Below are 13,581 nucleotides of genomic sequence, written 5' to 3' on the forward strand. Positions count from 1 at the left end.
CCGCGGAAATTCAGGATGTTCTGATACTCGGGGCGATTAACCGTGCGCTGCCGGTCCTGCGGCATCTCAAATCAATGGAAAACGTTCACCCGGCTGACTTCTATCGCGACTGCCTGGCCCTGGCCGGGGATTTCGCGACCTATCTCGAACCCACTCGTGAACCCAATGCCTACCCGCCTTACCAGCACCACGATCTGACCTCGAGCTTTCAGCCCGTGGTGCGCGATCTGCGACGCTACCTCTCGGCCGCGATCGAGACCAATGCGGTTTCGATCCCGCTCGATCCGCGGAAATACGGCATTTCCGTTGGCGTGATCGCCGACCGCAAACTGCTGAACACGGCCGACTTTTTCCTGTCGGTTTCGGCGGACCTGCCCGCGGAAAAGATCCGGCGCCACTTTGCCGCGCAGTCCAAGGTCGGCCCGGTCGAGGAAATCCGCCAGCTGGTGAATTCGGCGCTGCCGGGGATAGAGCTGACGCCGCTTCCGGTTGCACCACGACAGGTGCCCTATAACGCCAATTCCGTCTATTTCTCGGTCAGCGGGACCAGCCCCTACTGGGCAAAGATGAGCACATCCGGCGGGATCGCCGTGCATGTGTCCGGCGATTATCCGGGGCTGGAGATGGAACTCTGGGCGGTGCGCAGGGGCTGAGGAGGGTTAGATGGCCGACGAGGATCCCTTTGCCGAACCGGGCGACACAGATCGCACCGTCATAAGGCCAAATCCGGGTGGCCGTCGCGGCGCGTCTGTGGCACCGGGCCCGGCGCCGGCAACCGGTGCTGCTGCCTCCGGGTCCGGGTTTGGTGTGCCGTCGCAGCCGCAGGCCGCGCCGCCTCCGACCGATAGAGAGGCGCTGGCGGACGGGATGACCGGGACCAATGCGCTGACCGCGGCGGCGGCAACTCTTTTTGCCCTGATCAGCCGGATCCGCAACCGGGCGCAGCATGCCGACCCCGATGCGCTGCGCCGGTCCGTCGTCGAAGAGGTGGGAGAGTTCGAAAAGCGCGCCGTTCAGTCCGGCACGGATCCGCAGAACATCCGTATCGCCCGCTATGCCATCTGCGCCACGATCGACGACGTTGTTCTGAATACGCCCTGGGGCGGGACATCGGTCTGGGGGCAGCAGTCCATGGTGGCGACATTCCATCGCGAAACCGTGGGCGGGGACAGGTTCTACGATCTTCTCGCTCGGCTGGAGCAGGATCCCGGTCGCAATATCGACCTGCTGGAATTTCTCTACATGTGCCTGTCTCTCGGGTTTGAGGGGCGGCTGCGGGTCGAGGATCGTGGCGCCGAGCGTCATCTGGAAATCCGCGCCGGGCTGGCCCGGATCATCCGCGCCCAGCGGGGCGATACAGAGGCAGAGCTGGCGCCGCACTGGCGCGGCGTGAACAGCCCGCATCGCCGCCTGTCGGTCTGGAAACCGCTCTGGATTGCGCTGGCGGTGGCGCTTCTGCTTTGCGGCGGCCTGTTCGGTGGCCTGACCTGGGCGCTGAACGGTCCGACCGAACAGCTGATCGGGCAGTTTGATGCGCTGGACCCTGCCGGCCCGGTCGAGCTTGAACGGCGCGCGCCGCCGCCGATTGTCCGCCCCCCCGACGACAGTGAGCTCAAGCGCGTGTCCTCCTTCCTTGAGGAAGAGATCGCGCAGGGTCTTGTCACAGTCTTTCAGGATGCGACCACGATTACGGTCCGCATGGCCGGTGCCGGCATGTTCGGGTCCGGATCGTCGGATCTGAAGTCGGAATTCGATACGGCTCTGGCACGTGTCTCAGATGCCCTGAACGAAACTCAGGGGCCGGTGATCATCGTCGGCCATTCCGACAACCAGCCGATCCGTTCGGCCCGGTTCCCCTCCAATATGCATCTGTCACTGGCCCGGGCGGAATCGGTCATGACACAGGTCGCGGAAAAGCTAGACGATCCGGCCCGGCTCAAGGCCGAAGGCCGGGCCGACAAGGAACCGATCGCCTCGAACGACACGCGCGAGGGGCGGGCGGTGAACCGCCGGATCGAGATCGTACTGGTCAAGCAGGAGCAGGGCTGATGAAACGCATTCTCCGCGCATTGGTATCGGGCGTCGGCATCACGGTCATGCTGGCGCTGGTCTTTACGGCTCTGGTCTGGTTTCTGGGCGGCTTTCTCGGCTTCGGTGACAGCCGCCCGCTGGAAAGCGTCTTTGGCCGAGTCGTCGGGATCGCGCTGATCTGGGTCGCGGCGCTGGTCACGATCCTGATCGTTCTGCTGCGGCGGGAACGCCGCGATGCCGCGCTGACCGAGGATATCGTGGCGACGCCCGAACCGGCCGGCACCGGCGAAGATGCCGTGGTGACGGAAGAGCTGGTCGAGATGCGGGGCAAGCTCAAGACCGCTCTGGCGCGGCTACGCAAATCCAAGCATGGCCGCAAATCGCTTTATGAACTGCCCTGGTATGTGATGATCGGCCCGCCGGGCGCGGGCAAGACCACGGCCATCGTGAATTCGGGTCTGAACTTCCCGCTGGCGGAAGAAACCGGACGCGCCGCCATTGGCGGCGTTGGCGGCACCCGCAACTGCGACTGGTGGTTTACCGACGAAGCGGTTCTGATCGACACGGCCGGCCGCTACACCACACAGGAAAGCGACAAGGCGGCTGATAATGCGGGCTGGCTCGGGTTTCTTGACCTTCTGAAACGTCATCGCAAGCGGCAGCCGATCAATGGCGCGCTGGTGGCGATTTCGCTGTCGGACCTGTCCTTGCAGGACGAGGTGACGCAGCGGGCCCATGCGCAGGCGATCCGGCGGCGCCTGAATGAACTGCGCGAAAAGCTTGGCGTCCGCTTCCCGGTCTATGTCCTGTTCACCAAGGCCGATCTCGTTGCCGGGTTCAGCGAATTTTTCGACAGCCTGGGCCAGAACGACCGCGGACAGGTCTGGGGCTGGAGCTATCCACTGGACACGGCCACCAAAACGGCGCCCGAGGTCGGCCCGGCCTTTGATCAGGAGTTTTCGACGCTTCTGGCGCGGCTGAACGAAAAATCGCTCGACCGGATGCAGTCGGAGACCGATCCGCAGCGCCGCAGCCTGATCGCGGGCTTTCCGATGCAGCTCGCCTCGGCGCGGCAGACGGCGCGGTCGTTCCTGACGGAGCTTTTCCAGGAAAGCCGTTATGAACACCGGCAGCTCCTGCGCGGGGTCTATTTCACCTCGGGAACGCAGGAAGGCACTCCGGTCGACCGTCTGCTTGTTGGCATGGCGCGGACCTTTGGCCTTGGCCGGCAGGCGCTTGGCAGTGGCCGCGGCTCCGGGCGGTCTTACTTCCTGACGGGTCTGTTTCAGAACGTGATTTTCCGGGAATCCGGGCTTGTGTCAGCAGATGACAAGGTGGCCCGCCGGTTCCGGTGGACCCGTCGCGCGGCGGTGGCAGCAACCATCCTGGTGGCGGTTGGGCTGGGCAGTTTCTGGCTGCGCAGCTATTTCGGCAACCGGGCCCTGGCCGCAGAGGTGTCGGAGGATATCGGGGCCTACCGCGCTGCGGCGGCCGATATCCCGGGAAACCCCGTGGCCGACAGCGATCTGCCATCGGTCCTGCCCGCGCTGAATATTCTGCGAGACATGCCGGTAGCGCAGCAGGTCGCGGCCGATGATGTGCCCGACGGGCTGGGCTGGGGTCTCTATCAGGGCAACGTGCTGGGCTCATCCGCCGGCCAGGCCTATCGGGAAGCCCTGAACCGGCATTTCCTGCCGCGCCTTCTGCTGCGGCTGGAAGATCAGCTGACGGGGAATGTGAACAATTCCGACGTTCTGTTCGAAGCGCTGAAAGTCTATCTCATGCTGGGTCAGGCGGGGCCGCTCAACCCCGATCTGATCCGGGAATGGATGACGCTCGACTGGTCGCTGGCCTTTCCGGGGCCGACGCGGGCCGGGCTTCGGGCTGATCTGGAGAGCCATCTGGACACATTGCTGTCGCAGCCCATGACCCAGGTCGAGCTGAACGGCGATCTGGTGGATCACGTCCAGACCATTCTCAGCGAGATGCCGCAGGCTCAACGTGTTTATAACGGTATTCTGAAAAGCCCCGCCGCCACCGCGCTGCCGGAATTCCGGCTCAGCGATATCGGCGGGCCGGCGATCGGGCGGTCCATGGTCCGCTCTTCCGGGCAGGCGCTCTCTGAAGGGATCGAGGGCATTTTCACACGTTCCGGATTCCACGACGTCTTTCTGAGCGAGGCGCTGAGCGTTGCCCAACGGATCCAGCGGGACGCCTGGGTTCTGGGACCGGCCAATGAGGCCGCGCAGAGCGAGACCACGCTCGCGGCCATCAGTCGCGACGTATTCGATCTCTATTACAACGACTACATTTCCCGCTATGACAAGCTGCTGGGCGATTTGGATGTTGTGCCCCTGGAAAGCCTCAGCCACGCGGTCGAAATCACCAATGTCCTGAGCGGCCCGACCTCGCCCCTGGCCAAAGTGCTGGAGGCCGTCGCAGAAGAGACCCATCTTTCCGAGCCGCGCAGCTCTGAGGCGGAGGGCCGTGCCGAAGCCGGCGCCGAGTCGCTTCAGGAAAACCAGACGCAGTTTCAGGGGGCTTTGCTGACGGGACGACGCGGTGTCATCCTCGAAGCGATGCGTGCGGCTGCCAGTGCCAGCGGTGAAGATTTCCAGGAGCCCGGCGAATATGTCGAGGAGCGGTTCGCCTGGCTGCAGGATCTGGTGGCCCGGCAGGAGGGGCAGCCCTCTCAGCTGGATCGCCTGCTGGAATCCCTGACGCAGGTCTATCAGGAGCTTAACAAGCTCAATTTTGCCGGTGGGATCGGATCCTCGGCGACGCAGAGCACCGCGCTGGCCGCGTTCCAGCAGGAGGCCGCGCGGATCGAGGGACCGATGCAGCGTTGGAGCCAGCAGGTGGCGGTCGGCTCCTCCGGGATTGCGGCAGGCGGGACGCGCGCCGGGATCAATGCCGAATGGCAGAGCGCGGTTCTGCCCTTCTGCACCCAAGTCACCGGTGACGCCTATCCCTTCAACCGACGCGCCAGGGCGGATGCGGCGGTTCAGGATTTTGCCAAACTCTTTGGGCCTGGCGGCATGATCGCCGCCTTCTTCGATGAACATCTGGCGGATTTTGTGAACACCAGCACCAGACCCTGGACATGGAAAACCGTGAACGGCACGGATCTGGGTATCAGCCAGGCGGTTCTGACGCAGATCGAAAATGCGGCAGTGATCCGGGATGCCTTCTTTGCCAGCGGTGGGATGGGCGTGAATTTCCAGATGACGCCCGAAGCGCTGGACCCAAACGCCAAGGCGATATCGCTGGAGATCGACGGCACCGAGATTGCTTTCCAGCAGGGCAGCGGACAGCCCCGGCCTGTTGCGGTGACATGGCCCGGATCGGTCGGTCTGGCGCGGATCGCTTTCAGCCCGGCGTCAAACGGGTCGGAAAGCAGCCTCAGCCGGGACGGACCCTGGGCCTGGTTCCGCCTGCTGGATGCGGCCGAAGTCCGGCGGACCAATGCCTCTGACCGAAAACGGATCATTTTCCGCGTGGGCGGACGCATCGCCATTTTCCAGATGCAGTCGAGCACTGTGAATGACCCCTTCGCCCTGCCGGCCCTCGCCAATTTTTCCTGTCCGAAGTCCTTCTGAATGGCGACTTTCGGAATATTCGGAAAAATCTCGGGCATGGGAGATTTCCTGAAACGGGGGCTGACGCCGGAATTCTGCAGCCACTGGGACAGCTGGTTGCAGGATCGTCTGCCCGCAGCGCAGGACAGGCTCGGCGCACGCTGGCGGGCGCTGTACTTTTCCGCCCCGATCTGGCGGTTTCATCTACCGGCTGGGCTGATCGGTCCAGCGCCCGTGATGGGCGTTATCATGCCCTCCGTCGACCGGGTGGGGCGGGAGTTTCCACTGACCCTTGCCGGTCCGGCACAGGGGCAGGGGCTGGCCACGCATCTTGCCGCTGACCCGGTGTTCCGCCAACTGGAGGATGCTGCGCTTGAAACGCTTGAGGATGGCGCCTCTCTGGATCAGCTGGAAGCGCGCCTGAAAGACCTCGCGCCGGGCGATCCGCCGGTGATAAGCGGCGGGTCCGATGCCGTTCTTGTCCGTGGTTCGGGAGCGCTGTTGCCGGTTCTGGCCGTCGGGCGCGGGGGAGGGGATCAGGAGGCCGCTTTGTGGTCCAGCCAGATCGACGGCGAGGCCCGGCTGATGAAAACCGCCGGTCTGCCGGATCTTGCCGGTTTCGCCGCCCTGTTCGATCCGCTGGCGGATATCTGGACGGGGTCGGTCGCATGATCCCTGCCGACCGTCTCAGATATGTTGCGCGCACGCATGTCGGACGGGTGCGCAAGGTCAATGAGGACAGTGTGATCGCGCTGCCCGATCAGGGGATCTGGGCGGTTTCTGACGGCATGGGCGGGCATGAAGGCGGTGACTACGCCAGCCAGACCGTGACCGGCGAACTGGCCACTATCCCTCTGGGGCTGACCCCGCAGGAAACGGTCGATGCGCTGCGGGCGGCCATCGCACGCGCACATGACATGGTCCGTGCCGAGGCGGTGCAGAGGGCTGCGACCATTGGCGCCACCGTCGCCGCACTTGTCCTGACGGAGGGCCATTTTGCTGCGTTCTGGGCCGGGGACAGCCGGATTTACCGGCTCCGCGATCATATGCTGGAGATGCTGACCACCGACCACAGTTTCGTGGCCACCCTGGTCGAGGCCGGCCGGATCAGCTGGGACGAGGCAGAGGCGCACCCGCGATCCAATGAAATCCTGCGGGCTGTCGGTGTGGGCGAAGAGCTGGAGCTGGACAAGGTCCGGGGGGATCTGCGGTCGGGCGACCGGTTCCTTCTGTGTTCAGACGGGCTGACGAAATATGCGCGCGCGGCGGATCTGCACCGGCTTGCCGACGGCCTGCGGATCGACGATCTGGCCGACCGGCTGCTGGAGGGCGCGCTGGAGTCCGGCGGCGCCGACAATATCTCCATCATCGTGGTGGATGTCCTGTAGCCCGGCGATCAGGGCTTGGCGGTGACCAGCGTGGCACTGTCCAGCGACCGGATGCCGGCCTCGGCCAGACCGGCGCGCGCCTCCAGCTCGGCGGCGTAGCCTTCGACGGATTCTGTCGTCGGGCGCAGTTCTGGAAAGATCGGCCCGTCGGAATGGATGACCACGACCTTGCTTTTGCCCAGCGTGCTGTCATCCACCGTAAAGCCCAGCCGGCGGGCGCCGTCGGCCTCCTCAAGAGAATAGGCGACACGCACCGGCATCGGCCCTGATACCCCGGCCTCTTCCCGCAGGCTGGCGATGGAATTGTCCGGGCGGTTGATATTGGGCAGGAGGTGAAAGACATTGCCCGTGACATCGACGATGGAGACCCACAGGAACCCATCCGTCACATCGTCCGGGACGATGACATCGATGACCGGGTTCTCGCCGGTGAAATAGCGCCCGTCCGGGTTCTTGTCCGGCCGGTTGCCAAACCCGAACTGAACGCCGAAACCGCCGCTGTCGGCCTGCGGAAGCGCGGCTTCGATCGTGCAGAGCACGGGGTTGAGCATGTCGACGCTCAGATCGACCGGGCGTTGCCCTGCCACAGTGCCCAGAGCATCGAAGAGGTCAATCCGGCTGCCGACAGTGGCAAGCCGCCCGGTGACCGTGATCGGATCCTGCGGGCCGTAGCCGGCGGCGGGCGGGTCAAGCAGAGAGAGCGGGCCGCAGTCTGCATGCGCCTGCAGCACGGGCTCAAGCCGCGCCGCAGGCAGCATCAGCGGGCCGACCTGAATGTCGTTCCGGGTGATGGTCGCCGGCAGCGCGGTCAGCGCCGCCGTCACCCTGTCGCGGGTGGCGGCATCCGGCGCACGTCCTTCGATTTCGACCCCTTCAGGCGCGATTGAGAGGGTGAAGCTGTCCAGCTCCAGCGCCGCGCCGACCGCATCGACCGACAGGGCGCCCCAGTTGTCCGGGATATCCCCGCGGGCAAGCGTCACCGTGCTGTCGCCACCGGCGCGGTCCAGCATGCCGACCAGGGCAGACAGCGCGTCCTCGTCCGGCAGGACGCCATCAGCTGTCGGTCCGCCATCGGCGGTTTTGGTCGCATGAAGGACATAGCGGTCGGCAAAGGGCAGGCTGGGGCCCAGCAGCCCGCCGAACCAGGCCCCGGCCCCGGCAATGGCCAGCAGGGCCACCAGACCCAGCACCAGCGGGATCATGGACCGGCGCGCCGGCTTATCGGGCGTGGCAGGCGCCGCGTCTGCCCTGGACGCCGCAGGCGGTGTGGGGGCAGGCGGTTCGGTCACAGTCCGGGCCGGGGGCGGGGCGATGATCGTGGCATCCGCCAGCTCCGGATGTTCCTGCGGAGCCTCCCCGTCCAGAAGCGCCAGAACCGCCTCCGCGCTCTGCAGGCGGTCCTCCGGATCCGGAGTGGTCATTCTGTCGATCAGGGTCTTCAGCGGCTCCGGCAGGCCCGCCGTATCCACAGGGGCGGCTTTGCGGCGGACCACCTCGCCGGGCGAGGTCCCGAAATCCGGCGCCTTGCCGCGCGCTGCGGCCAGAAGAACCATGCCAAGCGCGTAGATATCGGACCGCGCGTCGGCCTGACCGTCCAGCTGTTCCGGCGCCGCATAGGCATATTTTCCGGCGAACTCTCCGCCGACGATGGTTTCCGCCTCTGGCTTGGTGTCCTTGGCGATGCCGAAATCGATGATCACCGCCTCGGCAGGGTCGCTCCCCCTCAGGATGATATTGTCGGGCGACAGGTCACGGTGCACGATCCGGTGGTCATGTGCCGCCCGCAGGCCCTGAAGGACCCGCCGGGCCAGAACCAGAACCTCTTCTGCGGGCATGGCGCCGTCTTTCAGGCGGGCATCCAGCCCGGGCCCGTCGATAAAGTCCATCACCAGATAGACCAGACCGTCGGCGGTCCGCTGGTTGTCGAAATAGCGCACCACCGCGGGGTCGCGGATCTCGCGCACGTCTTCCTCGCGCGTCATGAGAACGAGGTAGTCGGCATTCGCGGCAAATTCGGGTTTGAGAACCTTGACGGCAACCTGCCGGCCGGAAATGTCGGATGTGGCAAGATAGACTTCGGACACCCCGCCACGACCAAGAAGCTTGTCGATGCGATAGGTGTTGTTCAGCAGATCGCCGGGGTTGAAATGCCCTCCGCTCATCGGAAACGGCCGCGCCCGTCCGCGACGGTCAGCTCAGCGCCTGGAATTCAACGCGGCGATTTTCATCGGCCCGCGGGTCGGCTTCATTGACCGGAAAGCTTTCGCCGGCGCCCACGGTCTGCAACATCTCTGCCGCGATCCCGCAGGAGCCGACCATGAAGCGTTTGACCTCTTCCGCGCGCAGCTTGGACAGGTTTTCATTATAGCTGGCGGAGCCGGCGGAATCGGTATGCCCCACGATCCGGAACACCTGACCGTCCATCGCCTTCATGGCGTCGCACAGGGTTGTCAGCTTGGGCTTTTCGTCATCCCGCAGCGCGGCGCTGTCGAAATCGAAACTGATCCGGATATTCACCTGATCCTGCGGGTCAACCTGAACATAAGTCGTCTCGGCCGTCTGAGTGGTTTCGGCGGTCTCGGTTTCCGTTCCGGGTTTCGGTGCAAGCAGCAGCCCACGGGTTTTCTGCCGCTGGAACCGCTGCATCAGTTCTTCCTGGCTGAGCGTGGAGGCGTCGGAGGATTGTGCAACTGCGACGACAGGCGCGCCAGCCATCAGCGCGGCAAGAGCGAGGGAGCGGGCCAGGCAGAGAGCGTACATGAGAGCCTCCGTTCATAATATCTTATTGAAAACCTGCCCGAACACTACCTCACTGCCCAGATCACGACAACACATTTGACCGCTCCGGGGCGTTGACAGATTGTCCTGCCGTACCGCACCTTCCATAACAGTCCTTTCAAGCAGGTCGACAGACCGCTGAATATTCGGAGAAGAGCAAGATGCGGCCGGTGCCCATCATCATCGGTGCAATTGCGGTCATTCTGCTCGCGCTGGCCGTTTTCGCGGCCATCCAGTTCATGCCCCGATCGGGCAGCGGCGGCGCGGTCTTCGATATTACCGACACCAGCGGCACGGCCGTCGACAGTTCCGCCCGGATCGAAATCGAGGTGCTGCGGCAACAGATCGAGGCTTTGCAGGACCTTATCGCGGAACAATCGAAGCGGATCGATCAGCTGCAGTCTTCGGTCAGCCGGGGGCCCGCCTCTCTGGTTCCGGCCGATCCGGGTCAGGCTTTGCCACGCAGCGGCCCGAATGCGATTGTGGATGCCTATGCGCAGGTTGTTCTGATTGCCAACCGGACCGGGGTGAACAGGTCGCTCACCACCGCCACGCCGAGCTTTCTCGAAGGTCTGCTGGGGCGGCCGCGCCAGGTGCTGTCGGATAATTGCGAAGCGATGGAAAATCCCCGCCTGCGCGAGATGCTTGAGATCGCCGATGTCGGGCCGGTCAAGGTGAACATGCTGCGCCCGGTGGTCGAGTCGCTCAGAACCGTGTTTGAAAACGTGCGCCGGGCCGATCAGGACCTGTATGACCGGATCAACACCTCCGGATCGCTCTGTGTGCGGCGGATCAGGGGGACCTCGGCCAGCCTGTCCTCGCATTCCTTCGGCACGGCAATTGACCTGAATATCGACGGGCAGCTCGACAATTTCACCGACGGCAAAACCCAGCTTGGCCTGACCATTCTGGCCGATTTCTTCCGGGAAGAGGGCTGGATCTGGGGGGCAGGCTTCCGCCGGGAAGACAGCATGCATTTCGAGGTGAGCCGCGAAAAGCTTCAGGAATGGCGCGAGGAGGGCCGGATCTGAGCCCGGCGTGTTTTCCTGCAACGGGGTTTGATCGCAACGCAACGGGGGAGTAGTCTGTCAGGAATTGCACCGCCCCTTTTTCCGGATCTCGCGCATGCGTTTTTTGATACCGCTCTTCATGATTGTCGCCGCAACCACGGCCCAGGCCGCCGACCGGGTCGCTCTGGTCTTTGGCGTGGCGGAATATTCCAGCATTCCCGCGCTCGACAATACGGTCAACGATGCCAGGCTCATATCGGACTCGCTCCGCCGTATCGGCTTTGAGGTCGAAACGGCCATCGACCCGACCGGCGAACAGATGCGCGACGCCATCGATGCCTTTGCCTTCCGGGCTGAAACTGCCGATCTGGCCATGGTCTATTTTGCCGGGCACGGGGTGGAGGTCGAAGGCCAGAATTTCCTGATCCCCTCGGATGCGGAGGTGAGCTCTAACAGGGATGTCCAGCGCCAGGCCGTGTCTCTGGACGATCTGCTGGCCGCCGTCGACAAGGCGCGGAAAATGCGGATCGTCATTCTCGATTCCTGCCGCGACAACCCATTTGGGGATGCGCTGGACAAGGTTGAAACCGCCGTGGCCGAGGCGCAGACCGGCGGGCCGCAGACCCGCGGTGGCGGCGGGCTGGCACCTGCGGACCCCGATCGCGGTACGCTGGTGGCCTTTGCCGCGCGCGACGGTCAGGTTGCGCTGGACGGCTCCGGCGCCAACAGCCCCTTTGCCATCGCGCTGTCCGACCGGATCAGCAAGCCGGGGCTGGAGATCTCTCTGATGTTCCGGCAGGTCCGCGACCAGGTTCTGGAGCAGACCGCAAACCTGCAGGAGCCCTATACCTACGGGTCGCTCTCCGGCATTCCGTTTTACCTGAACGGGGACAATGCGCTGGCCGAAGATACCGAAGACGGGCGGCGCGCGGCGTGGTCTCAACTGCGCCCGGAACAGGAACTGCAACTCGCCGCGCTGGCCGATACCGGCGATACAAGGTCGATGCTGGGTCTGGCCTATATCCGGCTTAATCCAGAAGCGGATCGTTTCGATCCCGACTCGGCCGTCCAATACCTGCAGCGCGCCGCCGAAGCCGGGTCACCGGAAGCGCAGTTCGAACTTGCCAAACTGTACGAAAAGGGGCTGGGCGTCGGTCAGGATCAGGCCCGTGCGCTGGAATTGTTCCAACAGGCTGCGGATCAGGAATTTGCGGATGCGCTCAACGACCTTGGGTTTCTGTATTATCAGGGTGGGCTCGGGCTCCAGCGGGACGAAGCCACGGCCATGACATATTTCGAACGCGCCGCCAATCAGCGCCATCCGGAGGCGATGTTCAACTTTGCCGCGCTGATCGATGATGGCGTCGTCTCGGGCAAGGGTCCCGAAGATGCTGCGCGGTATCTCTACGATGCGCTCCGCTCGGGCAGCCAGGATGTGATGGAGCTGCTGGCCAACCGGCCGACCATGTTCAAGGCCACGACGCGCCGGGCGCTGCAGGAAAAGCTGCGCAGTTTCAACTTCTACACGGGCGCGATCGACGGCGATTTTGGTCCCGGAACGCAACGCGGCCTGCGACGGGCTTTTGGCGCGGCGGGCTGACGCACTAGGCCAGATGTTTCGTTGACCCTCGATCAGGCGGCAGGTTGCCTGCCAGGGCTAGGCTTGCAGGTATCACGAGGTTTCAGTTCTTCAGACATGGTCGGTTCGGAACACCATGCGCCAAAGTCAAAGAGTTGGTTTTGCCAAGACCGGCCGAACAGGACGTCGGCCGGTTCGTAGATTTGAGTGACGGAGGTCAGAGTTCCTTCATAGCCGCCACGAAGGTTTTCGCGTCGTCGCCGTATTTGGCATAGAAAATGTCATAGGCCGGTGCGGTTGCCTCAAGGAAGGCCGCCTTGTCGGGTTCCGTCACCTCTATGCCAGCCTCCTTCAGCGTGGCGAGCAGCTCTGCATCCTTGTTGGCCAGCATGTCCATCTGCCAGTTCCCGGCTTCGGTCGCGGCGGCCGTGACGGCGGCCTGAAGCTCCGGCTCCAGCCCGGCGTAGAAGCTCTCGGAAATCACGGTATAGGCGGAATTGTAGATATGCCCGGTGAGGGCGAGGTGCTTCTGAACCTCGTGCAGCTTGCCGTCATAGATGTTCTGCAGAGGGTTCTCCTGACCGTCGACAACGCCCTGCTTTAGCGCCGCGTAGAGCTCGGAGAAGGGCATGGGCGTCGGCTGTGCGCCCAGGGCCTTGAAGGTTTCGATCTGGGCGGGGTTCTCCGGCGTGCGGATCTTCAGGCCCGCGACATCCGCTGGGGTCATGATCGGCTTCACATTATTGGTGATATTGCGGAAGCCGTTTTCCACGAACCCGATCAGGCGCAGCCCCTTGCCGGGCAGGGTCGAGACGAGCCCGGCCACCGCCTCGCTGTCATGTGCCTTGCGCACGGCATCGCGGTCGGGAAAGAGGAAGGGCAGTTCCAGCAGGGCCAGCATCGGCTCGTAAATGCCAAGCACCCCGGTCACTGTCATTTCCAGCGTCCCGAAGGTCAGCTGTTCCTGCATCTCGCGTTCATTGCCAAGCTGCGAGTTGGCGTAAAGCGAGACGTTGAACGCGCCCGGTGCCTTCTCCTCCAGAAGGGCCGAGAACTGTTCCATCGCCATGTGGAAACTATGCGATTCCGTATGGCCATGGCCGATCTTGAGTTCTTTGGCCCCCGCGGCAAGCGCCGGCAGGCCAAGCGCGGCTGCGCTGGCTGTCCCCGCCAATGTGGCGAGGGTCTGTCTCCGTGTGAACATTTTGTCCTCCCTT

At 64.1% G+C, this 13,581-nt stretch carries 10 protein-coding genes; 7 read left to right on the forward strand and 3 right to left on the reverse strand.

Going from position 1 to position 13,581, the window contains the following annotated elements:
• From tssK to ACRARG_RS16990, 5 genes are all read left to right on the forward strand, one after another.
• Positions 1 to 653: type VI secretion system baseplate subunit TssK (gene tssK / locus ACRARG_RS16970; protein WP_432691395.1), on the forward strand; the 653-nt coding region annotated here is incomplete at its 5' end.
• A 10-nt stretch (positions 654 to 663) separates the two neighbouring features.
• Positions 664 to 2,049, forward strand: coding sequence for a type VI secretion system protein TssL, long form (gene tssL / locus ACRARG_RS16975; RefSeq protein ID WP_432691396.1), 1,386 nt, complete (start codon positions 664 to 666; stop codon positions 2,047 to 2,049).
• On the forward strand, positions 2,049 to 5,630 hold the full coding sequence (gene tssM / locus ACRARG_RS16980) for a type VI secretion system membrane subunit TssM (protein WP_432691397.1): 3,582 nt from the start codon (positions 2,049 to 2,051) through the stop codon (positions 5,628 to 5,630). The genes tssL and tssM overlap by 1 nt, the downstream gene beginning before the upstream one ends.
• Positions 5,631 to 6,281 carry a type VI secretion system-associated protein TagF gene (gene tagF, locus ACRARG_RS16985; protein ID WP_432691398.1) on the forward strand — a complete coding sequence of 217 codons (651 nt, stop codon included), beginning with the start codon at positions 5,631 to 5,633 and terminating at the stop codon, positions 6,279 to 6,281. It begins immediately after the preceding gene.
• Positions 6,278 to 6,997, forward strand: coding sequence for a PP2C family protein-serine/threonine phosphatase (locus ACRARG_RS16990; RefSeq protein ID WP_432691399.1), 720 nt, complete (start codon positions 6,278 to 6,280; stop codon positions 6,995 to 6,997). The genes tagF and ACRARG_RS16990 overlap by 4 nt, the downstream gene beginning before the upstream one ends.
• A gap of 8 nt (positions 6,998 to 7,005) precedes the next feature.
• Here the strand turns inward: ACRARG_RS16990 and ACRARG_RS16995 are convergent, their stop codons facing one another.
• Positions 7,006 to 9,159 carry a serine/threonine-protein kinase gene (locus ACRARG_RS16995; protein WP_432691400.1) on the reverse strand — a complete coding sequence of 718 codons (2,154 nt, stop codon included), beginning with the start codon at positions 9,157 to 9,159 and terminating at the stop codon, positions 7,006 to 7,008.
• Between the two features lie 28 nt (positions 9,160 to 9,187).
• On the reverse strand, positions 9,188 to 9,757 hold the full coding sequence (locus ACRARG_RS17000) for an OmpA family protein (RefSeq protein ID WP_432691401.1): 570 nt from the start codon (positions 9,755 to 9,757) through the stop codon (positions 9,188 to 9,190).
• A gap of 179 nt (positions 9,758 to 9,936) precedes the next feature.
• On the opposite strand from ACRARG_RS17000, the gene ACRARG_RS17005 reads away from it, so the two are divergent.
• Together ACRARG_RS17005 and ACRARG_RS17010 are read left to right on the forward strand one after the other, a co-directional pair.
• On the forward strand, positions 9,937 to 10,806 hold the full coding sequence (locus ACRARG_RS17005) for a M15 family metallopeptidase (protein ID WP_432691402.1): 870 nt from the start codon (positions 9,937 to 9,939) through the stop codon (positions 10,804 to 10,806).
• A gap of 94 nt (positions 10,807 to 10,900) precedes the next feature.
• Entirely contained in the window at positions 10,901 to 12,385 is a 1,485-nt protein-coding gene (locus ACRARG_RS17010) for a caspase family protein (protein ID WP_432691403.1), read from the forward strand.
• A gap of 196 nt (positions 12,386 to 12,581) precedes the next feature.
• Here the strand turns inward: ACRARG_RS17010 and ACRARG_RS17015 are convergent, their stop codons facing one another.
• Positions 12,582 to 13,568: a TRAP transporter substrate-binding protein gene (locus tag ACRARG_RS17015; RefSeq protein ID WP_432691404.1), complete on the reverse strand. Its 987-nt coding sequence runs from the start codon at positions 13,566 to 13,568 to the stop codon at positions 12,582 to 12,584.
• Positions 13,569 to 13,581: the final 13 nt, after the last annotated feature.

Source organism: Pseudooceanicola profundi (genome assembly GCF_050897955.1).
In the GTDB taxonomy this organism is placed as follows: domain Bacteria; phylum Pseudomonadota; class Alphaproteobacteria; order Rhodobacterales; family Rhodobacteraceae; genus Pseudooceanicola.